The 21,439-nt window shown below is 62.8% G+C and carries 19 protein-coding genes; 15 read left to right on the forward strand and 4 right to left on the reverse strand.

What is annotated here, in order from left to right; translation table 11 throughout:
* The first annotated feature begins 3 nt into the window (after nt 1-3).
* A complete protein-coding gene (gene sthA / locus V7D81_RS15400; protein ID WP_324317846.1) occupies nt 4-1,392 on the forward strand; it encodes a Si-specific NAD(P)(+) transhydrogenase in 1,389 nt (462 codons plus the stop codon).
* 87 nt (nt 1,393-1,479) lie between these two features.
* Entirely contained in the window at nt 1,480-1,884 is a 405-nt protein-coding gene (gene mscL, locus V7D81_RS15405) for a large-conductance mechanosensitive channel protein MscL (RefSeq protein ID WP_324317808.1), read from the forward strand.
* A gap of 19 nt (nt 1,885-1,903) precedes the next feature.
* Here the strand turns inward: mscL and pepQ are convergent, their stop codons facing one another.
* Both pepQ and V7D81_RS15415 read right to left on the reverse strand, forming a co-directional pair.
* Nucleotides 1,904-3,226 (reverse strand): Xaa-Pro dipeptidase, encoded by a 1,323-nt coding sequence (gene pepQ, locus V7D81_RS15410; protein ID WP_324317810.1) that lies wholly within the window; start codon nt 3,224-3,226, stop codon nt 1,904-1,906.
* A 57-nt stretch (nt 3,227-3,283) separates the two neighbouring features.
* A complete protein-coding gene (locus V7D81_RS15415; protein WP_324317812.1) occupies nt 3,284-3,967 on the reverse strand; it encodes a 2-keto-4-pentenoate hydratase in 684 nt (227 codons plus the stop codon).
* A 435-nt stretch (nt 3,968-4,402) separates the two neighbouring features.
* On the opposite strand from V7D81_RS15415, the gene V7D81_RS15420 reads away from it, so the two are divergent.
* Together V7D81_RS15420 and V7D81_RS15425 are read left to right on the forward strand one after the other, a co-directional pair.
* On the forward strand, nt 4,403-4,600 hold the full coding sequence (locus tag V7D81_RS15420; RefSeq protein WP_324317814.1) for a hypothetical protein: 198 nt from the start codon (nt 4,403-4,405) through the stop codon (nt 4,598-4,600).
* A gap of 198 nt (nt 4,601-4,798) precedes the next feature.
* A complete protein-coding gene (locus V7D81_RS15425) occupies nt 4,799-5,323 on the forward strand; it encodes a GNAT family N-acetyltransferase (protein ID WP_324317816.1) in 525 nt (174 codons plus the stop codon).
* Nucleotides 5,324-5,333: 10 nt separating this feature from the next.
* Here V7D81_RS15425 and V7D81_RS15430 read toward each other — a convergent pair whose 3' ends face one another.
* Entirely contained in the window at nt 5,334-6,020 is a 687-nt protein-coding gene (locus V7D81_RS15430; protein ID WP_324317818.1) for a diphthine--ammonia ligase, read from the reverse strand.
* A 10-nt stretch (nt 6,021-6,030) separates the two neighbouring features.
* A complete protein-coding gene (gene uvrA / locus V7D81_RS15435; RefSeq protein ID WP_324317820.1) occupies nt 6,031-8,886 on the reverse strand; it encodes an excinuclease ABC subunit UvrA in 2,856 nt (951 codons plus the stop codon).
* Nucleotides 8,887-9,089: 203 nt separating this feature from the next.
* Here uvrA and ssb point away from each other — a divergent pair, with 203 nt between their 5' ends.
* The 11 genes from ssb to V7D81_RS15490 all read left to right on the forward strand — a co-directional run.
* The gene (gene ssb / locus V7D81_RS15440) at nt 9,090-9,572 is read left to right on the forward strand and encodes a single-stranded DNA-binding protein (protein WP_324317848.1); all 483 of its coding nucleotides are present in this window, start codon (nt 9,090-9,092) and stop codon (nt 9,570-9,572) included.
* 170 nt (nt 9,573-9,742) lie between these two features.
* Complete coding sequence (gene miaB / locus V7D81_RS15445; protein ID WP_324317822.1) at nt 9,743-11,128, forward strand: tRNA (N6-isopentenyl adenosine(37)-C2)-methylthiotransferase MiaB; 1,386 nt, start codon at nt 9,743-9,745, stop codon at nt 11,126-11,128.
* 63 nt (nt 11,129-11,191) lie between these two features.
* Nucleotides 11,192-12,199: a PhoH family protein gene (locus tag V7D81_RS15450; RefSeq protein WP_324317824.1), complete on the forward strand. Its 1,008-nt coding sequence runs from the start codon at nt 11,192-11,194 to the stop codon at nt 12,197-12,199.
* A complete protein-coding gene (ybeY, locus tag V7D81_RS15455; protein WP_324317826.1) occupies nt 12,199-12,750 on the forward strand; it encodes an rRNA maturation RNase YbeY in 552 nt (183 codons plus the stop codon). Before V7D81_RS15450 ends, ybeY begins: the two co-directional genes overlap by 1 nt.
* A complete protein-coding gene (locus tag V7D81_RS15460) occupies nt 12,743-13,594 on the forward strand; it encodes an HlyC/CorC family transporter (RefSeq protein WP_324317828.1) in 852 nt (283 codons plus the stop codon). The genes ybeY and V7D81_RS15460 overlap by 8 nt, the downstream gene beginning before the upstream one ends.
* Nucleotides 13,595-13,691: 97 nt before the next feature.
* Complete coding sequence (gene lnt, locus V7D81_RS15465; protein WP_324317830.1) at nt 13,692-15,260, forward strand: apolipoprotein N-acyltransferase; 1,569 nt, start codon at nt 13,692-13,694, stop codon at nt 15,258-15,260.
* Between the two features lie 230 nt (nt 15,261-15,490).
* Nucleotides 15,491-17,764 carry a peptidase domain-containing ABC transporter gene (locus tag V7D81_RS15470; protein WP_324317832.1) on the forward strand — a complete coding sequence of 758 codons (2,274 nt, stop codon included), beginning with the start codon at nt 15,491-15,493 and terminating at the stop codon, nt 17,762-17,764.
* A complete protein-coding gene (locus tag V7D81_RS15475) occupies nt 17,761-19,110 on the forward strand; it encodes an HlyD family type I secretion periplasmic adaptor subunit (protein WP_324317834.1) in 1,350 nt (449 codons plus the stop codon). Before V7D81_RS15470 ends, V7D81_RS15475 begins: the two co-directional genes overlap by 4 nt.
* The gene (locus V7D81_RS15480; RefSeq protein WP_324317836.1) at nt 19,107-19,334 is read left to right on the forward strand and encodes a hypothetical protein; all 228 of its coding nucleotides are present in this window, start codon (nt 19,107-19,109) and stop codon (nt 19,332-19,334) included. The genes V7D81_RS15475 and V7D81_RS15480 overlap by 4 nt, the downstream gene beginning before the upstream one ends.
* Nucleotides 19,335-19,515: 181 nt before the next feature.
* Nucleotides 19,516-20,079: a hypothetical protein gene (locus V7D81_RS15485; protein ID WP_324317838.1), complete on the forward strand. Its 564-nt coding sequence runs from the start codon at nt 19,516-19,518 to the stop codon at nt 20,077-20,079.
* Between the two features lie 46 nt (nt 20,080-20,125).
* A partial coding sequence (locus V7D81_RS15490) for a lipase family protein (RefSeq protein WP_324317840.1) occupies nt 20,126-21,439 on the forward strand: 1,314 nt, incomplete at its 3' end.

The following is a 21,439-nucleotide window of genomic DNA, read 5'->3' on the forward strand; positions in this document are numbered from 1 at the left end:
GTCATGGAACAGTTCGATGTCGTCGTCATAGGCAGCGGTCCCGCAGGCGAAGGCGCGGCGATGATGGCCGCGAAAAATCACAGGACGGTGGCACTGATCGAGCGGCATTTCGAAGTCGGCGGCGGTTGTACGCACTGGGGCACGATTCCCAGCAAGGCACTGCGCCATGCGGTGAAGATACTGCACGACCTGCGCCGCAATCCGCTATTGAGGGAATTCCACGCCGATACGCCGTTGACGTATCCCCAGTTGCTTGCCACGGCCACCAAGGTGGTGGAGTCGCAGGTCGCGAGCCGCCATCGCTTTTACGAGCGCAACCGGGTGCCGATTTTCGGCGGCGAGGCGTCGTTCATCGACGATCATGCGATCGAGATCCAGCCATCGACAGGCAAGGCGCAGAGGATCTCCGGCCGCCACATCATCATTGCGGCCGGTTCGCGGCCCTACCATCCGCCGGAAGTCGATTTCACCCACGAACACATCCGCGACAGCGATTCGATCCTGCGTTATCCCGCGCATCCTTTCGCAGTGACGATCTACGGTGCCGGCGTCATCGGCTGCGAGTACGCATCGATCTTCATCAACCTCGGTGCCAAGGTCACGCTGGTCAACACGCACGAGCGGCTGCTTTCGTTTCTCGACGACGAGATTGCGGAAGCACTTTCATATCACCTGCGCGAGCAGGGCTGCGTCATCCGTCACAACGAGCAGTTCAAGGCGCTGGAAGCGCGTGAACGCGATGTCGTGCTGCATCTGGAGTCGGGACGCAAGATCAAATCCGACCTGCTGCTGTGGGCCAACGGCCGAACCGGCAACTCCCGGCATCTGCATCTCGATCGCGTCGGGCTCACGGCGAATTCGCGCGGACAGATCGCCGTCAACGCTCACTACCAGACTGCGATACCGCACATCTATGCGGTCGGCGACATCGCCGGTCCGCCGGCGCTCGCGAGCGCCGCCTACGTGCAGGGCTCGCACGCCGTGCAGCACATCCTGGATCCGTCGATTCCCGAACACCGGCTGGAGATGGTGCCGAGCGGGATCTACACCATCCCGGAGATTTCCTCGATCGGAAAAACCGAGCGCGAACTGCAGGAAGGCAAAGTGCCTTACGAAGTCGGTCACTGCGCGTTCAAGAACCTGGCCCGCGCGCAGATGACGGATGAGCGCGTCGGCATGCTCAAGATCATCTTCCATGCCGAGACGCTGGCCGTGCTGGGCGTGCACTGCTTCGGCGACGGTGCATCCGAGATCGTGCACATCGGGCAGACCGTCATGGCCAGCCCCGAACTCAACAACATCCGTTATTTCACGAATACGACATTCAACTATCCGACCATGGCCGAGGCCTATCGCGTCGCGGCCTACAACGGCCTGAACCGGTTGACGTGAGGACGGGCCGCCGGGCTACTAGCCAGACGCGGAGTCATGCGACAGACTCGACCTCGACAGCAGTTTTTTCCTTCAGGAGTCCCTCGCATGAGCGTCTTAAAAGAATTCCGTGAATTCGCCGTCAAGGGCAATGTCGTCGATATGGCCGTCGGTATCATCATCGGCGCGGCCTTCGGCAAGATCGTCAGTTCGCTGGTGAGCGATGTGGTGACGCCGCCCCTGGGTTATCTGATCGGTGGAGTGGACTTCACCAAGCTGGCTGTCACGCTGCCGGCCCTCACCGAGGGCGCCGATGCAGTCACGATCCGTTACGGCGTGTTCCTGCAGGCGGTGTTCGATTTCGCCATCGTGGCCTTCGCGATTTTCCTGCTGGTGAAGCTGATCAATCGTCTGCGTCGCACCGCAGAAGCGGCTCCTGCGGCACCGGCAGCTCCGCCGCGCCAGGAAGTGCTGCTGGAAGAGATCCGGGATCTGTTGAAAGAGAAGCGCTAGGGGATCAGGCGGGCGGCGTTCAGGCGATCTGCCTGAACGCTGCCCTCGTCAGGTTCTCCGGCTCGCCTTGCGTGCAGGCGACATCGTCTTCGATGCGGATGCCGCCACAGGGCTTGAGCCGTTCGACCTGTTTCCAGTTGATGTTGCCTGCGTATGGCGCCTTGCGCGCCGCCGCGAGCAGCGACTCGATGAAGTAAAGGCCCGGCTCGATCGTGACGACGAAGCCGGGTTCGAGCGTGCGAGTCAGCCGCAGATGAGGATGGCCCGGCGGTCGCGCTTTCTGCTTGCCTTCGATGTTGATCGTAAAGCCCGAGACGTCGTGAACCTGCAGGCCCAGCAGGTGGCCGATGCCGTGCGGAAAAAACACCGCTGACAATCCCGAGGCCAGCGCCTCTTCGGCACTCGCGTTGATCACATCCGCATCCCGCAGCAGGCCGGCGATCCGGCGATGCGCGCTCAGGTGGATGTTTGCGTAGTCGGTGCCTGAGCGAACTTCATTGCACAGTTCGAGCTGCAGCCGGTCCATGCCGTCGATCAGCGCCTGGAAATCGTCCCTCCCGGCCGAATACGTGCGCGTAATGTCGCTTGCATAACCGGCGACCTCGCTGCCGGCGTCGATGAGAAACGACCGCCGCGCCGCAGGCGCCTGACGTTCCTGATGCTGGTAGTGCAGCACCGCCGCGTGCTCGTTCAGCGCGATGATGTTGGGGTAGGGCAGGCTCGCTTCGTCGTGCTGCGTGGCCCGCAGATATTCCACGTGAATCCCGAACTCCGACGCGCCAGCGCGAAATGCTGCTTCGGCCGCTTTGTGCCCTCGCGCGCCGCGCAGCGAGGCCTGGCGCATGCATTCGAGTTCGTAAGGCGTCTTGATCGCGCGATGGTAGTGGAGGCGATCGAGCAGCGTGTTCGGATTGCCGGCGGCGATACCCCATTCGGTGTATTCGGCTTGCCACTCGCCGATCAATGCACAGTTCGGCAGGCGCATGAGATGCGCGCGTGCCTCGGTGGCCTCGCGCATCACGATGATCTCGAAACGCGAAGCCCAGTATTCGCGCGGCATCGCCGGCGTCTTGTGCCAGTAGTCGTCCGGCTGCAGGAACAGCAGCCGGATGGGCCTGGCAGGTTCGTAGAGAATCCAGCAGTCCGGCGCATCGAGCAGAGGCACCCAGGATTTGAAATGCGGATTGACCTTGAACGGATACGGCTGATCGTCGAGGAACTGCATCCACAACCGGCCGGAGTGAATCGCGAGCGAATCGAAGCCGCAGGCAGCGAGCGCATCATCCGTGCGCGCGCGCAGGGTCTGCAGATGATCGTCGTAGAGGCTGTCGAGGGTTGTCATGGAAGTCACTCTCACTGAAAGCGACGGCGGCGCGGCAAGAGGCGCAGGGCCGCACGACTACTGCACAACGTGGAAGCCGATTGTGCCCCAGGTGCCGTAGTCGGCGCTGCAGTCGCCGGCCGCCGCGGGAATCATTCGCCCCAGCGCGCCCGTCAGCAGGATCTGACCCGTTTCGATCGGCCATCCCTGCTGCAGCATCGTGTTCACGAGCCAGCGGGCCGCTTCCCATTGATCCCCGAGTGCATCGCGCGCGAGGCCCGAGTTGAGTTCCTTGCCGTTGCAGACGAGCCGCGGCGCCGCGTCGTTCGGATCGCGCGTCGCGGGTGATCTGAAATCGCCGACGATGTAGGCCGCGGCGGCGACGTTGGTCGCGATGATGTCGAGCGCTGCGGGTTGCGCGGTGGAGACGTAGTGAAGGTCGGGCAGTTCGATGGCCGGTGCGACGCCGTCGATGTGTCGCTTCAGTTCAGCGACATCTTTCACGTGTGCGCGGATCGGTGTGCCGATGCGCAAGGCAACTTCGGTTTCGATGTTGAGACCGCGCAGTTCGCTCAGTCGAATCGTCGCATCCGGTTGCAGCAGGCCGTCCGGCGGCAGTACGCCCGCGACCGGTTCGTTCGTACCGAAGCGGGCCTGGGATTGCGGCGACGTGAGTCCTGCCTTGAACCCTCCGGGCTGCGCGCCGTCCAGGCGAGCCTGCGCAACGCGTTTTTGAATCCGGTACGCCCCTGCAATTGTCAACGATTCGTCAATGAGGCGAGGCAGCGGCAGCGGTTCATGACGACGCGTCGCATCGATCACCGCGTTCGCAACGCGATGCTGCGATACGCACGCAGACAGCGTAATACAAGCGCAGAACGCGATTATCGAGATGCGTACGGACCTGCGATTCAGCATGTTTTTCGAGTCCCCGGATGTTGTCTTCGGTTCGCGACGCGCATGGTGCGAGCGTTTCAAACATATATGAAAGGCTCTAGAATCCGCCCGCCGCAATCGACGGGAGAATGTCATCTCGCGATCGCTGTGTCGTTATCGACTCGCAATCACATCAACGCAATATCACTGGGGTGATAGATCACATGAACACCAAGATGATTCTCGCTGCTCTCGCGCTGTCCCTGTCGCTGGCTGCTTGCGCGAAGAAGGAAGAGGCTCAGGACGCTGCCGCTGCTGCCGGTGAGGCTGCGCAGGCTGCTGGCGAAGCCGCTGGTGATGCTGCTGCCGCTGCCGGCGATGCCGCTGCTGCCGCCGCCACCGAAGCGGGCGATGCTGCTGCCGCTGCTGCCAGCGACGCTGCTGCCGCTGCCGGCGATGCCGCTGCTGCTGCTGGCGACGCCGCCCAGGCCGCTGGCGAAGCTGCCAAGGAAGCCGTGACCCCCGCTCAGTAATTGAGCTGCGAGCCGGGCAGGCATCGGCCTGCCCGGTTTCGTTCGTCGGGCGACGTTGCCGATCGCGCCGACCATTTCACATCCGTATCGATCCACGCTGGATCGCACCGGCAACAGGGAAGACAATACAGCCTCCATCGACATCCGCTGCGGAGGCGGCACAGGACGAGCCGATCACATCGACGTGCCAGTCAGTATTCGCGACGCCAGGAATTCCGAGGCAGACCGCCAATGGATTCAGCGCTACTACCCCGAGTATCTCGAGGACCTCTCGCAGCACAGCATGAACACGGGCATGTTCCCGGTTCGCGGCGAGTACGGCGAGCGTGAGCCGGAACTGCTGGCCCGCTGGTTCGCCGACGACAGTTCGCACCCGCTCATCCTGCTCAAGAACGAGCGCCCCGCCGGCTTCGCGCTGGTCAGCCGGCCGCTGCGCCATCAGCGCGATGCCATCGACTACCACATGGCCGAATTCTTCGTGGCGCCGGCGCAGCGTCGTCTGGGGATCGGCCGCGACGCGGCGCAGCTGATCTTTGCGCGGTTCGCCGGCACCTGGGAAATCACCGAGTTCCTCTACAACAAGCCGGCCGTCGCGTTCTGGCGTGACATCGTCAGCCATCTCACCGGCGGGCGTTTCCGCGAATCGGTGGCGCACGGCGAAGTGCGCCAGGTTTTCAATTCGAAGGATTTCGTCGGGCAGCGACGCTGAGAAAGAAGCCTCAGGCGGCGGCGAGTCGCGCGAAACGATAACGTACGCCGCCGTACTCCGCGGGCGCGGTGTAGTCGTCGAAGCCATCGACACGGACCGGTACCGGCTCGTTGAAACACGGCCCGTTGTACACGAACGTGTGGAACTCGCCGTTTTCGCCGCAGGCATCGACATCGGCAGGCAGGTCCGCGACGAAGCGCGCATCGTAAGGCCGGCCGCAGAACGAGTCGTCCAGATAGCGCGAATCGGTGCAGACGACGACGGCACGGAAGCCGGCGGCCAGCACTTCGTCGACGAGTTGCAGCCGATCGTTCTGCCACAGCGGCAGCACTGCGCGCATATCGGCTGCGGCGCAGACCTTCTCTTCCCAGTCCCGGTGCGCCTGCAGATCGATGTCGCCGAAGATTGCCGAGCGATGACCGCTCGCATGCAGTTCGCGCAGCGTCGCGATGAAGACGGCTTCGTAGTCTTTCCATGTGGCCGTTCGCACGATGAGTTCGCAGCCGAGCGCGGTGGCCTGCCGTTCCATCAGCGGGCGCGAGATGGCGTGCGAGCGGCTGCGCACGCCCGTTTCCTCGAACATGGTGAGCAGCGTACGTACCTGGTATCCCTGTCGCCGGGCGAGCCACAGCGCCAGGCAAGAATCCTTGCCGCCACTGAAGGAGCACACGGCCGGAGAAGTGCGAGGATCCGTCATGGCGACTGTCCTACGCCCGCTTGCGCGAGCGCTGCTGTGCCTGCGCCAGCACGGGCGCGAGGAATCGGCCGGTGTGGGACTGCGGACTCGCGGCGATCGTTTCCGGCGTTCCCTGGGCCACGATCTGTCCGCCGCCGGAACCGCCTTCGGGCCCCAGGTCGATGATCCAGTCGGCGGTCTTGATCACGTCCAGATTGTGTTCGATCACGACGATCGTGTTGCCTTCGTCGCGCAGGCGCTGCAGTACGGCCAGCAGCTGTTCGATGTCGAAGAAGTGCAGGCCGGTGGTCGGCTCGTCGAGAATGTAGAGCGTGCGGCCGGTGGAGCGCTTCGACAGTTCCTTCGCGAGCTTCACGCGCTGCGCCTCGCCGCCGGACAGGGTCGTGGCGTTCTGGCCGAGGCGGATGTAGGACAGCCCGACGTCCATCAGTGTCTGCAGCTTCGGTTCGATGACGGGAACATGCTTGAAAAAGGCGAGTGCATCCTCGACCGTCATCTCCAGCACTTCGTTGATGTTCCTGCCCTTGTAGCGGATCTCCAGCGTTTCGCGGTTGTAGCGCTTGCCCTTGCAGACATCGCACGGCACGTAGATGTCTGGCAGGAAGTGCATTTCGACCTTGATCACGCCGTCGCCCTGGCAGGCTTCGCAGCGACCGCCCTTCACGTTGAAACTGAAGCGCCCTGGTTCGTAGCCGCGCGTGCGCGCTTCGGGCACCTCGGCAAAGATCTCGCGGATCGGCGTGAACAGGCCGGTATACGTCGCGGGGTTGGAGCGCGGCGTGCGGCCGATCGGCGTCTGGTCGATGTCGATGACGCGATCGATCTGGTCGAGTCCTTCGACGCCGTCGTTCGGCGCCGGATCGTTCGAGGCATCGTTCAGCGTGCGTGCGACGACCTGGTACAGCGTGTCGTTGATGAGCGTGGACTTGCCCGATCCCGACACGCCCGTGACGCAGGTCATCACGCCGAGCGGAATGTCGACGGTGACGTTCTTCAGGTTGTTGCCGCGCGCATTGACGATGCGCAGGAAGCGATCGTCCTGTTTCGGCGCGCGCAATGCCGGAATCGCAATCGCGCGCGCGCCCGACAGGTATTGCCCCGTGAGCGATTTCGGATTGGCAGCGACTTCTTCCGGTGAGCCCTTGGCGATGACCTCGCCGCCGTGAATGCCGGCGCCGGGCCCGAGATCGACCACGAAGTCGGCGTGCCGGATCGCGTCTTCATCGTGCTCGACGACGATCACGGTATTGCCGAGGTCACGCAGCCGGTTGAGCGTGAACAGCAGGCGTTCGTTGTCGCGCTGGTGCAGGCCGATCGACGGCTCGTCGAGGATGTACATCACGCCGACCAGGCCCGAACCGATCTGGCTCGCGAGGCGGATGCGCTGTGCTTCGCCGCCGGACAGCGTCTCCGCGCTGCGATCGAGCGTGAGGTAATCGAGCCCGACGTCGCACAGAAAGCGCAGACGCTCGGCGACCTCCTTGATGATCTTGGCCGCGACCTCGCCGCGCCAGCCGTCGAGCGTGAGATCGGCGCTGAAACGCATCGCATTGCCGACGGCCATGCTGGTCAGTTCCGGCAGCGTGCGGCCGGCGACGAATACATTGCGCGCCGCGCGATTCAGGCGCGTGCCCTTGCAGTCGGGACAGGGCTGGTTGCTCAGGTACTTGGCCAGTTCCTCGCGCACCGCTACCGATTCGGTTTCGCGATAGCGCCGTTCGAGATTCGGAATCACGCCTTCCCATTTGTGGGAACGTTTGGTCGTGCCGCCGCGCGCATCGACATAGCGGAATTCGATCTTCTCCTCGCCGCTGCCGTTCAGCACGATCTTCTGATGCTTCGCCGCGAGTTCGTTCCACGGCTTTTCGATATCGAACTTGTACTGCCGCGCCAGCGACTGGATCAGCGCGAAGTAATAGGCATTGCGCCGATCCCAGCCGCGGATTGCACCGCCGGCCAGCGACAGGTGCGGGTGATGGACCACGCGCGCCGGATCGAAGAACTGCTGGACGCCGAGTCCCGAGCAGGTGGGGCAGGCACCGGCGGGATTGTTGAACGAGAACAGCCGCGGTTCGAGTTCGGCGAGGCTGTAGCCGCAGATCGTGCAGGCGAAGCGGTCGGAGAACACGAGTTCCTCCCGCTCCGGCTCGTCCATGAAGGCCACGCGCGCCGTGCCGTCGGACAGGCGCAGCGCGGTTTCGAAGGATTCGGCGAGCCGTTGCGCGATGTCGCCGCGCACCTTGAGCCGGTCGACGACGGCTTCGAGGGTGTGCTTGCGTTTGTTGTCGAGCTTCGGCGGCTGGTCCAGTTCGACCACCTTGCCGTCGATGCGCGCGCGCACGAACCCCTGGCCGCGCAGCGCTTCGATCACCTGCAGGTGTTCGCCCTTGCGACCGTCGATCATCGGCGCGAGCAGCATCAGCGGCGTGCCTTCGGGCAGGCGCAGCACCTGATCGACCATCTGGCTGACGGTCTGCGCGGCCAGATCGACGTGATGGTCCGGGCAGCGCGGCACGCCGACGCGCGCGAACAGCAGTCGCAGGTGATCGTAGATCTCGGTGACGGTGCCGACGGTCGAGCGCGGATTGTGCGAAGTCGATTTCTGTTCGATGGCGATCGCCGGCGACAGCCCGTCGATGGAATCGACGTCGGGCTTTTCCATCATCGACAGGAACTGGCGCGCATACGCCGACAGCGACTCGACGTAGCGGCGCTGGCCTTCGGCATAGATCGTGTCGAAGGCGAGCGAGGACTTGCCGGAGCCCGACAGCCCGGTGAACACGATGAGCCGATCGCGAGGCAGCTCGAGATGGACGTTACGCAGGTTGTGTGTGCGTGCGCCGCGGATGACGATGGACGAGGACATGGCTGGGCGTCGGCGAAAGCGGGACCGGTCACTATACGGGGACGGTCGAGGTGGGGGCAAAGCCGGGCAGGGCAAGCGCCGGCCCGTCAGGATCTGTCAGGGTTTCGTGTGTTTCTCCCCTTCTTGCCCAATTAATTGTCTGACCGTCGCCGCGGGGCGCGTCTAGAATGTGCGCCCTCGTTTACCGGATTGGGGCGATCGTCATGGCGCGCGGCATCAATAAAGTCATTCTCGTGGGCAATCTCGGCAAGGACCCGGAAGTCCGCTACATGCCGAGCGGCAAGGCCGTCACCAGCTTCAGCATCGCCACGTCCGAATCGTGGACCGACAAGTCCACCGGCGACAAGCAGGAGCGCACCGAGTGGCACAACATCGTGCTGTTCGACAAGCTGGGCGAAATCGCCGGCGAATACCTGCGCAAGGGCTCGCAGGTCTACATCGAAGGCAGCCTGCGCACCCGCAAGTGGCAGGACAAGGAAGGCAAGGACCGTTACACCACCGAAATCGTCGGTCGCGACATGCAGATGCTCGGCAGCCGCGGCGGCGCGGGCGGCGGATCGGGCGGTGGTGGCGGATTCGAATCGCGCGGCAGCGGCGAAGCCCGTCAGTCGCGGCCGGCAGCGGTCGAGGATCGGGGTGCGCCGGCTGGAGACGAGGGTGGGTTCGACGACGATATTCCGTTCTGACGACCTGGCCGGCCCCGGCCGGCCTCCGCTGTAGGTCAGGCTTTAGCCTGACTTTGGCCGGCTAAAGCCGGCCCCACAGCAAGAGGGTTGCTGCCCACGGGCAGCCGCTGGCGGCTGGCAGCCCATGGCCCTCCCCAGTATCCTAGCCGCCCCGTTTCCGCCCCCGTCCCATGCCCTTCCTCTACATCCGCACCAACGGCTGCCAGATGAACGAATACGACTCCGCCAAGATGGTGGATGTCCTTCGCGAATCAGGCGGTTACGAGCTGACGGAGGATCCGGCACAGGCCGACGTCATCCTGCTGAATACCTGCTCGATCCGCGAGAAGGCGCAGGAGAAGGTCTTTTCCCAGCTCGGCACCTGGAAGCACCTCAAACAGGCCAGGCCGGACTTGATCATCGGCGTGGGCGGCTGCGTCGCGAGCCAGGAAGGCGAGGGCATCACGAAGCGGGCTGGCTATGTCGACCTCGTGTTTGGCCCGCAGACCCTGCACCGGCTGCCCGACATGATCAGCGAGCTGCGCTCGACGGGCCGTCCGGTCGTCGACGTCAGCTTTCCCGAGATCGAAAAGTTCGATCACCTGCCGCAGCCGCGGGCCGAAGGACCGACGGCCTTCGTGTCCATCATGGAAGGCTGCAGCAAGTACTGCTCGTTCTGCGTCGTGCCGTACACGCGCGGCGAGGAAGTCAGCCGTCCCTTTGAACCGGTGATGACGGAGATCCGCGAACTCGCCGCGCAGGGCGTGCGCGAGATCAACCTGCTGGGACAGAACGTCAATGCCTACCGCGGTCCGATGGATGACGGCACGCTCTGCGATCTGGCGACGCTCATCTACTTCATCGCCGAGATCGACGGCATCGAGCGCATCCGCTTCACCACCTCGCATCCGCTCGAATTCAGCGATGCACTGATCGAGGCGTACCGAGATGTGCCGAAGCTTTGCAATTACCTGCACCTGCCGGTGCAGTCCGGCTCGGACCGCATCCTGATGGCCATGAAGCGCGGTTACACGGCGCTCGAGTTCAAGCAGAAGATCCGCAAGCTGCGCGCGGTCCGTCCCGACATCAGCATCACTTCGGATTTCATCGTCGGCTTCCCCGGCGAAACCGAACGCGATTTCCAGGCGACCATGAACCTGATCGCCGACGTCGGCTTCGATCAGTCCTTCAGCTTCATCTACAGCCGCCGGCCCGGCACGCCGGCTGCGTCGCTGCCGGACGATGTAACCGCGGACGAGAAGCAGCAGCGTCTCGCCCTCCTGCAGGCGCGCATCAATACCAGAGCCCAGGAGATCAGCCGGTCGATGGTCGGCAGCGTCCAGCGCGTACTGGTCGAGCGTCCTTCAAAAAAGGATCCGCACCAGGTCGCCGGCCGCACCGAGAACATGCGCTGGGTGAACTTCGACGCGCCCCGGGCGTTGATCGGTCAGTTCGCCGATGTTGTCATCACCGAGGCGATGAGCAATTCCCTGCGCGGCCGGCTGGTCGACACGAAGAGCGAAACATTTCACACGGAGATCACGGAGGCCACGGAGACAAGACGGGCGACTGCATGAAGTCTTTCTTCATGACTCCGTGATCTCCGTGAACTCCGTGTGAAATCCCATTCCTGATTCCTTGTGAGTACTCCCGTCGAAACCCGCGATCTCGCCCTCGAACCAGTCGACAACCATCGACTGGCGAACTTCGTCGGACCCATGGACGAAAACCTGCGCCACGTGGAGCAGCGGCTCGGCGTGCAGGTCAGTCGCCGCGGCGCCCAGATTGCAGTGACCGGACCGGCGGAGGCGGCTGCCATGGCGCAGTCGGTGTTGCAGAAGCTGTTCGAGCTGTCGGCGCGGGAATCGCTGACGCCGGATCGCGTGCACCTCGCCTTGCAGGAAGCGGGGATGGAAACTGCGGGTGCGGCCGCTCCTGCACGTGCGGACGATCTGTCGATCCACACGCAACGGGGCGGCATTCGCGGTCGCGGCCCGAACCAGCGGCAATACCTGCACAACATCCACACCTGCGATCTGACGTTCGGCATCGGCCCCGCCGGGACGGGCAAGACGTTCCTCGCGGTGGCCTGCGCAGTCGAAGCACTGCAATCCGAACGCGTGCGACGCATCGTGCTCGTGCGGCCCGCCGTCGAAGCCGGCGAGCGGCTGGGCTTTCTGCCGGGCGATCTCGCGCAGAAAGTCGATCCCTATCTGCGCCCGATGTACGACGCGCTTTACGAAATGATGGGCTTCGATCGTGTCGCCCGCGCCGTCGAGCGTCAGGTGATCGAGATTGCACCGCTGGCATTCATGCGCGGCCGTTCGCTCAACGACTCCTTCATCATTCTCGACGAGGCGCAGAACACCACGGTCGAACAGATGAAGATGTTCCTGACGCGCCTGGGCTTCGGTTCGAAGGCCGTCGTCACCGGCGACATCACCCAGACCGATCTGCCGAAGCAGCAGATGTCCGGACTGCGCAATGCGATGCGTGTGCTGCCGGGCGTGGCGGGCGTCGCGGTCACTCACTTCACGCCGCGCGACGTCGCGCGTCCTCCGCTGGGACAGCGCATCGTCGAAACATACGAGCGTGTGCAGCCTCCGCCCGGCGCGGGCGGTCCTGGCACGGAAGGCCCCGAACAGTAATGCCGCGATCTGTTCGTGAGCACTCGAAGAGTCGCAAGCGGGGCGCAGGCGGCAACGACGTCGAACTCGAAGTACCGGTCCAGTTTGCTGCTTCCAGGAAGGGCGTACCTCACCCGGGCGCGATGCGACGCTGGGCGGTGGCCGCATTCATCGGCGGACTGCCCGGAGCGAAGACGATCCCGGGCGCCGAACGGATTTCGATCGTCATCCGCATCGTCGGCGCCGCCGAAAGCCGTCGGCTCAACGTGGCTTGGCGCGGCAAGGACAAACCCACCAACGTCCTGTCCTTCCCCTCCGGTCTGGCCAGCAGCCAGCAGCCAGCAGCCAGCGGCCCGGCACCGCTGGGCGACCTCGTCATCTGCGCCCCTGTCGTGGCCCGCGAGGCACGGGAACAGGGCAAAACGCCCCCGGCCCACTGGGCCCACATGGTCATCCATGGCACGTTGCATCTGTTAGGTTACGATCACGAGATCGACCGCGATGCCGAGTTGATGGAAGCGCGCGAAATGAATCTGTTGGCGACATTCGGATACCCCAATCCCTATGCCTGAGGAACCTGGACCGACCGGTCGCTGGCTGCGGCGTATCACCGACAGCTTCAGCAGCGAACCTCGCGATGTCGAGGATCTCACCGGCCTGCTGGCGAATGCCAAGTCGCGCGGCGTCATCAGCGGTGATGCCTTCGAAATGCTCGAAGGCGTGCTCGAAGTGGTCGAGATGCAGGTGCGCGACATCATGGTGCCGCGCTCGCAGATGGTGATCGTGAACCGCGACGATCCACCGGCAGACATCCTGCCGGCCGTGATCGAAGCCGGCCACTCGCGCTATCCCGTGATCGGCGAGGATCGCGACCAGGTGGTCGGCATCCTGCTGGCCAAGGATCTGCTGCGTTACTTCGTCGACGGCGGTCGCGAAAATTTCGACATCAAGGAATGCCTGCGTCCCGTCGCCTTCATTCCCGAGAGCAAGCGCCTCTCCGAACTGCTCAAGGAATTCCGCGCCAGCCACCATCACATGGCGATCGTCGTCGACGAGTACGGCGGCGTGTCGGGCCTCGTCACCATCGAAGACGTGCTCGAACAGATCGTCGGCGACATCGGCGATGAATACGACGTCGACGACGATCTCGACATCCGCAAGGAAGCGGAGCGCCAGTTCAGCGTCAAGGGCACGACGCGCATCGACGAGTTCAACCAGTACTTCGGCACCTCGTTCAGCGACGAAGACTTCGACACCATCGGTGGACTGGTGATCAATTTCCTCAGCCGCCTGCCGCGTCGCGGCGAAACCTTCACGCTCGACGGACTGGAATTCCGCGTCATGCGCGCCGACCGGCGCCGGCTCGATCTGCTGCGCGTCACGACGAATCGCGACATCGTGCCGAGAGAAGAATAGGGATGGCTCCTGCGAAGTGCGGAGTCAGTGGTCTGCCTGTGGGGCCGGCTTTGGCTGGCCTTCTGAAGAGTCAGGCTAAAGCCTGACCTACAAGCCTGTGAGACTCCCTTCGCTTCAGGCTTTCTTCGAAACCCCGCACGCGCAGTGGCTCGCGCTGCCCGTGGGTGCCGCGCTGTCGCTGGCGTTCGCGCCGCTGGAGTGGTGGCCGCTGGCGATCCTGTGTCCTGCATACCTGTTCCTGAGCTGGTATTTCGCGCCGTCGCCGCGTCAGGCCGCAAAGTCGGGATTCCTGTTCACCGTCGGCCTGTTTCTCGCAGGCACTTACTGGCTCTACAACACCATTCACGAGATCGGGCATGCGCCCGCGTGGCTCGCGATCTTCCTGATGGCAGCGATGGTGGCGATTCTCGGCGGCTACACAGCGGCGCTGGGCTACGCGCTGACTCGCTGGGCTCCCTCCTCCGCGAAGCGGGGGAGGGTTGGGGTGGGGGCGCTCTCGTTGCTGCTCTATCCCGCCACCTACACCCTGCTCGAATGGTTTCGCGGCTGGTTCCTCAGCGGCTTTCCCTGGTTCGCACTCGGCTATTCGCAGACCGACTCGCCGCTCGCAGGATTCGCGCCAGTCTGGGGTGTGTACGGCATCAGCCTGCTCACCGCGATCTCTGCCGGCGCGCTGACGGTATTCCTCGTCGGCACGAAGCGCGAGCGTGTTGCTGCGCTGGCCGCGGTCGCAGTCATCTGGATTGCGGGCGCTGCGCTGTGGCAACGCGAATGGACCCGCCCGATCGGACGCCCCCTGACGGTCGCCATCGTGCAGGGCGCCGTGCCGCAGGACATGAAATGGAGCATCGAGTACCGCGACTCGACCATCGATCTGTATCGCGATCTCACGCTGCCGCATCTCGGCAAGGACATCGTGCTGTGGCCGGAGTCCGCACTGCCCGACATGCCCGATCAGTTGCGCGACTTCATGTCGTGGATCTGGAGCCGCGCACGCGCGAAGGGTACCGTCCTGATCACGGGCATGCTGCGCTATGGCAAGGGTGGCGAGGACGATATCCGCAACGCCCTGCTGGTGCTCGACGAGGACGCACAGTGGTACGACAAGCGCCGGCTCGTCCCCTTCGGCGAGTTCTTTCCCGTGCCCTCGTTCATTCGCGAATGGATGCGTCTGCAAAGCCTGCCGTATGCCGACATCACGGCAGGCGAGCGGCATCAGCCCGCGTTGCGCGCCGGCGGGAATCGCATCGGCGCGACGATCTGTTACGAGGATGCCTACGGTTCCGAACAGCTCGACGTGCTGAAGGACGCGACGCTGCTGGTCAACGTCACCAACGATGCCTGGTTCGGCGATACCACGGCAGCACCGCAGCATCTGCAGATCAGTCGCATGCGCGTGATGGAAGCGCAGCGTCCGCTGCTGCGCGCCGCGAATGACGGCATCTCGGCGCTCATTCTGGCCAATGGCGACGTCGAGAAGGCGTTGCCGCGCTTCAAGCCCGACGTGCTGACGGGCGTGGTGCAGCCTCGCACGGGACTGACGCCGTACGCGCACGTAGGCAACTGGCCAGTGATTCTGCTGTGTGCCGCCGTAGTGGCTGGGACGTGGACCCCGTTGCGTCGTCGACCTGCTGCTCGCGCGGACGCCGTTCAATCGCAACACTGAGAGTTCGCTGGGACTTGGCGGTTTCGGTATCTTTTCCCGGTTCCTCGGCCTCTCATTTTTGACAAATTGCTTCGTGCTGGCAGAATCGATCGCGGGCGGATGAGAGCATCGAAAACCCGTTCACGAAGAACGGACGTAAGGAACAAGTTAACGGATCAACGTTCTGGGAGGATTCCATGCGATCACTGCCGTGCTCCGATGTTCTGATCCCTTTGCGCTGATCCAGCTGCATGAGCATGGATGCAGCACGTGTCACGGGCACGAGTCCGCTGAAGGATTCCAGGTCAGTAGGTAGGACAGACCCGGCATCGATTCGCATATCATCGCCAGACGCGATCTGGATACTGTCGACGTTCTGCGCTCTGCATCAGAAGTCCTGCGATGCGGCGGCGATAAGGCGCGAATGTGTCGCTCCCCTGCAGGTTTCCGATTTCACTCGCCTGGCGCACGCTGTCGGGTTCGATGTTTCGTGCGATGAATCGCTCACAACCATCGCCGCCGATCGACTGCCGCTCGTAGTCCTCGCGGATGCCGACCCATCGGCAAGCCGTGGTTCGCAACCGTCTGGGCCCGCCTCAGGCGCAGACCCGGACGATTCGATTCCAGGTGCCCCCAGCGCCAGCTGGCTGCTCTTGCTGGGTGCAGATGGCGAGCACGTCCTTGTCGCAGAAAGGAACGATCCTCAGCCCCGGCGTATCCCCATCGCCGAACTCCAGCGGCGACTGACGGGTTTTGCGCTCCAGTTGAGAGTTCGTGCCGAACCGGCGGCGGATCCGGACATTTCCGTGTCGTCGCGCGAACGGTTCGGCTTTCGCTGGTTCGTGCCGGAGCTGCTGCGTCACAAGCGGATATGGCATGAAGTACTGCTGGCATCGCTGACGTTGCAGTTGCTGGCGTTGGCATTTCCCCTGTTCACCCAGGCGATCATCGACAAGGTTGTCGTGCATCGCACCGAGAGCACGTTGATTGCGCTCGGGGTCGGCATGGCCGTCTTCATCGTCTTCACGGCGGTTCTAACCTGGGTGCGCCAGTATCTGATCCTGCACACCGGGAATCGCGTCGATGCCGTTCTGGGGTCTCACGTTTTCGAGCATCTGTTCCGGCTGCCCGTGCGTTACTTCCAGCATCGGCCGACCGGCGTCATCGCGGCGCGCCTGCAGGGAATCGAGACCATTCGCGAGTTCGTCAGCTCGGCGGCAGTCACGCTGATGCTCGACCTGCCGTTCCTGCTCATCTTCGTCGCCATCATGTTCTGGTACAGCATCAAGCTGACGCTGGTGGTGCTCGCCATTCTTGCGCTGGTCGTCGGCATCAGTGCGCTGGTGGCGCCTCTGTTCCAGCGCCGGCTCAACGAGCAGTTTCTGCGAGGCGCGGCGAATCAGGCATTCCTGACCGAATACGTGGCAGGTATCGAGACGGTGAAGTCCCTGCAGATGGAGCCGCAGCTCAACCACCGGTATCGGGATCTTCTGGCGGCTTTTCTCGGCGCCTCGTTCAGGACTCGCCAGTTGGGGAACACTTACTCGACAATGGCTTCCGGACTCGAACAGGTCATGAGCCTGCTGATTCTCGCGCTGGGCGCGCATCTGGTGATGACGTCAGCAAGCTTCACCGTAGGAATGCTGGTTGCATTTCAGATGTTTGCAGCACGCGTATCGCAGCCGATGTTGCGGCTGGTGGGATTGTGGCAACAGTTCCAGCAGGCTCGTATCGCAGTCCTGCGTCTTGGCGATGTGATGGACGCTCCTGCCGAACCGTATCGCCTCACGCAAGCGCGCATGCGTTCGGGTGGCGGAGCGATCGAAATCGAGGCGCTGGCATTTCGTCATGCCGAGAATCTTCCGCTGCTGTACGACGACTTCAGTCTCTCGGTGCCCGCAGGGCAGCTCGTTGCCATCATGGGCCCATCCGGCGCCGGCAAGAGCACGCTCGCCCGTCTGCTGCAGGGTTTTTATCAGCCCACGCGCGGCACGATCCGTGTCGACGGCATCGACATCCGCGGTCTGGCGGCAAATGAGCTGCGAAGCAGCTTCGGCGTCGTACCGCAGGAAACCAGCCTGTTCTCCGGGACCATTCTCGAGAACCTCCGGACCGGAAATCCGTTCGCATCCTTCGATCAGGTCGTCGCGGCTTGCAGGATGGCCGAGATCCATGCAGCGATCGAAGCACTACCCGAGGGCTATCAGACCGGGATCGGTGAGCGCGGTGTCGGCTTGTCCGGAGGTCAGCGCCAGCGGATTGCGATCGCCCGGGCGCTGATAAAAGGCCCAAAAGTTCTGGTGTTCGACGAGGCAACCAGCAGCGTCGACTTGCCGACTGCTGAACAGCTCGGTCGCACCATCAATGCGCTGAAGGGGCGCGTGACCATTCTGTTCATCGCGCACGCGTTGCCCAGAACCCTGCAACCGGATCAGACAGTCCGGATCGGCGAGAAATTGAGCGTCGTTCCGCATCCCCATCCTCTTTCCCATCCGGCGGGAGAAGGCGAGGGCAAACCCGCATGAACAGCAGCGAAGAGAAAGCACCGCCGCTCCCCATCCGTATCGCCTCCGCACTCTTCGAAATCGAGGCTGGCGATCCAGATCGCACGGCGCGCATCGTGATGCGGTCGGTGATTGTCCTGGTTGCCATTCTGCTGCTTTGGTCGATCTTCGCGAAACTGGACATCGTCGCCGTGGCGCAGGGGCGGTTGGTACCACAAACCTACGTCAAGATCGTGCAACCGGCCGACGCCGGCATCATCCGCGAGATCCTCGTCGAGGAAGGCGTGAAAGTTGCGCAGGGACAAGTGCTGGTGCGGCTGGATCCGACGGTAGCTGCGGCTGATACCAGTGCTACGGCACGCGAACTGCAATTGCAGCGTTTGCAGCTGCGTCGCATCGAATCCGAACTTGCAGATACATCCATGCCGCAGCGCCCGGAAGACGATGCGACCTTGTTTGCGCAAGTGTCGGCACAGCATGCCAGCCACCGGCAGTCGTTGCTCGATGCAGTCGGACAGGCGTCGGCGACACGCCGCCGGGCAAACCAGGAATTGGGTGCCGCCCGGGAACTGCTCGAAAAACTCGAGATTACGCTGCCCAGCTACGAGAGGACCGCCACGGCATACAAGCAACTCGCCAACGAGAATCTGGTCGGGGCGATTCAGGCGGAAGAAAGAAAACGCGAGGCCATCGAGAAAGCGCAAGACCTGGAAGCACAACGCGCCACAGTCGCTTCGCTGGAGGCGGCGCTTGCAGAATCGGAACAGCGATTGGCGCAGATCAGGAGTGCTTACGCCAACGAGCTGAATCAGTCGCGAATGGAAACCATCACCGCCATTACGCGCCTCGAACAGCAACAGCAAAGGCTGACCTACCAGCAAGGGTTGCTCGAGCTGCGTGCACCGCAGGCCGGTATCGTAAAGGAGCTCGCCACGACGACTGTCGGCGCCGTCGTGCAGCCTGGCAGCGTACTGCTGAGCCTCGTACCGCAAGACGAACCCCTCATGGCGGAGGTGTCGATCGAGAACAAGGACATCGGGTTCGTCGCGCCCAATCAGCCGGTCAGGGTCAAGGTTGCCGCCTACCAGTTCCAGAGGTACGGAATGCTGGAGGGCATCGTCAGAAACGTCAGCGCGGACTCGGCGTCCCAGCGGCACGATGAGCAGGTTCCCGAGAGCTGGCGGGCCCCGACGTTCAAGGCGCTGATCGAACTGAAAGAGCAGAAACTCGAGGCCGCAGACCTGATCCTGCCGTTGGCTGCGGGCATGCAGGTGTCGGTCGAGATCGTGCAGGGTAAGAGAACTGTCCTTGAATATCTGCTGTCGCCCGTGCAACGGGTGGCGAGCGAAGCGGGTATGGAGCGGTGAGCTGGGACGAAGCGCAGCGCAGCTTGATGGTCGGTACGAATGCTCGCGACGTGCTCGCTGGCGGGGGAGGCAGCGATACGCTCATCGGCGGGGCCGGCGAGAATCTGATTCATGGCGGCCTGGGAAATCGGATCGAAGGCGAACCAGCAAGTGCTGGGACGTGCTGGCCGGCGATGACGGAAACGACATCTGCGAATCGCGACGATTTTTTGCTCGCGGCGTGAGCGACACCGCTGATGAAAAGCAGTTGTCACAACGCGTCGCCATCTGGCGCTTGACCGTAGGATCGTCACGACAACAGACTGCGGCAAAGCATCACGGATCAGGACTTCGATGCGATTCGAACAACATGACGATGGGAGGCGATGAGGGATGATTTCAGCAAGAGTATCGCGACTAGCCACGATGTCTCTGTGGGTCAGCTTGTTTGCGTGTGCGCTATATGCCTGCGGCTCGCCGAAACCTGAGACGCGGGAGTGGACGGAAGATGTGCTGCTTTCTCCGGATCGCGTTATTCAAGTCAGGCGCACGGTTGTCTTCGACGAATCGAACTCGCTCGCCGGTGATGCCTACAACGCGGTGGAGAGGGAGGCCACCCTTTCCTTTACAGGGGATCTGGCTCACCTGCCCGTGTGGAAACAGCCATTGATGGCGCTGGTGCTCTATCAGGATCCATCTACACGGGAATGGATTGTCGTGGCAACCACCACCTCGTGCGATGTGTGGCGAAGTAGAGGCAAACCAGAACCGCCCTATTGGGAGTTCCGATTAGCTGACGGCGGGTGGCAAGAGATGCCTCTTTCAGATTCATCTATTGGGCATCCGGTAAATCTGTTGCATAGATATCAGCGACGATCAGAGAAAAATCATGTAACGATTTCGGACAGGGGTCGTCTCGAAGCCTCCTCAAATATTGGTAGGGAATATCGCGAGATAGTGAGAGAGCAGAAAGTTCATTGTATGCGATAGGTATTTCAACTCTGTATCTGTGCCTTTTAGATCTAAGGAGGGAAAAATGGCCACATCCATTGAACTCGCAGTATTTTCCTACAATGCTTATAACCCTTCGCTAGCGAATGAAATCGGCCTCACCGATTGGACCACTGATCCTCTATCCGCCTCGAATTCTGGCACCGGCTTTGCCGCCTCTGTCTACAAGAACGGCGACGAAGTAGTCATCGCATTCCGCGGGACGAATGCGCAGAGCCTGGGACAACTGGTCACTGACTTCTACACAGGGAACATACCAGCCGCCTTCGGTTGGGAGTCGCGACAAGTCAGGGACGCAATTCACCTCATCGCGGATGTGATGGCTCAATACCCGCAGGCCGACATCACACTGACGGGGCATTCGCTGGGTGGTGGACTGGCACAGCTCATGGCGGCGTTCTTCGATCTCGATGCGGTCGTTTTCGACCCGGCGCCTTTCGGTCTGACGGCTCAAGGGCTGTCTGCTCAGGTGCAGTTCAATCCGATACCGACGCTACCTCCGATCGTTATAGGTATCGGTCCGTCGAATACGCTCAGCCAGTACTTCCAGGAGTATGTGAACTATCAGTTTGCCCAGGGACGGCCGCTCGCGATCAGCCAGCTATTTCAGGAGTACGTCGAAGATGTGGAAGGTGGCGGCGATGCAAAGGCGCAGATGCTGCAGCAACGTATCCAGAATGTGACGGGCTACTACCTGGAGGGCGAGGCGCTTGCTGGTCTGCGGGCGCTGCCTGGATTTCAAACGTTCTCCCTGCCGTTGACGCAAGTGCTCATCGGAGAGACGACGCTCAACGACTCCATGAATCTGTTCGAAGCCATTGATTTGCACGGCATGGCATTGCTGACTGCGATGATGGCGTCGACGTCGTTGCAGAATGCATCGGCACGCCTGCCGACATTGCTGGAGATGCTGCTGAGCAGAGACCTGTACGCGCGCGAGGATGTGGCTGTTGCGCCTGTCAATGACGAAACCAGTTTCCTCAATCGTCTGCTGCGCGATCAACTCGCTTCTGACGGCTCGGCACTGACTCGCTTTGCGCAGGACTTGCTGCAGCTTGGCAGTGAGGGCACCACCCATCTCACCGGTCTGCGCGATGGTCTGATCGCCACCATCATCGAGTACTACAACTACGCCGATCTTGCTGATACGCAACCGTTCGTGAATCCGGGCAGCAATGGTGCCGTGCTCGACCTGAGCCGCATTCCCGCCATTCCGCTGGCCAATCCCTCCGATAAGCGCGGCCAGCAACGCCTGATCGCTGGACTGGAGCAGATCCTCGATCCGATGAACCGCGCCCGCGCGCGCCAGTGGGCCTCCAACGCCGCGGTATGGACAGTG

This window comes from Povalibacter sp., from assembly GCF_036735925.1.
Lineage (GTDB): Bacteria > Pseudomonadota > Gammaproteobacteria > Steroidobacterales > Steroidobacteraceae > Steroidobacter.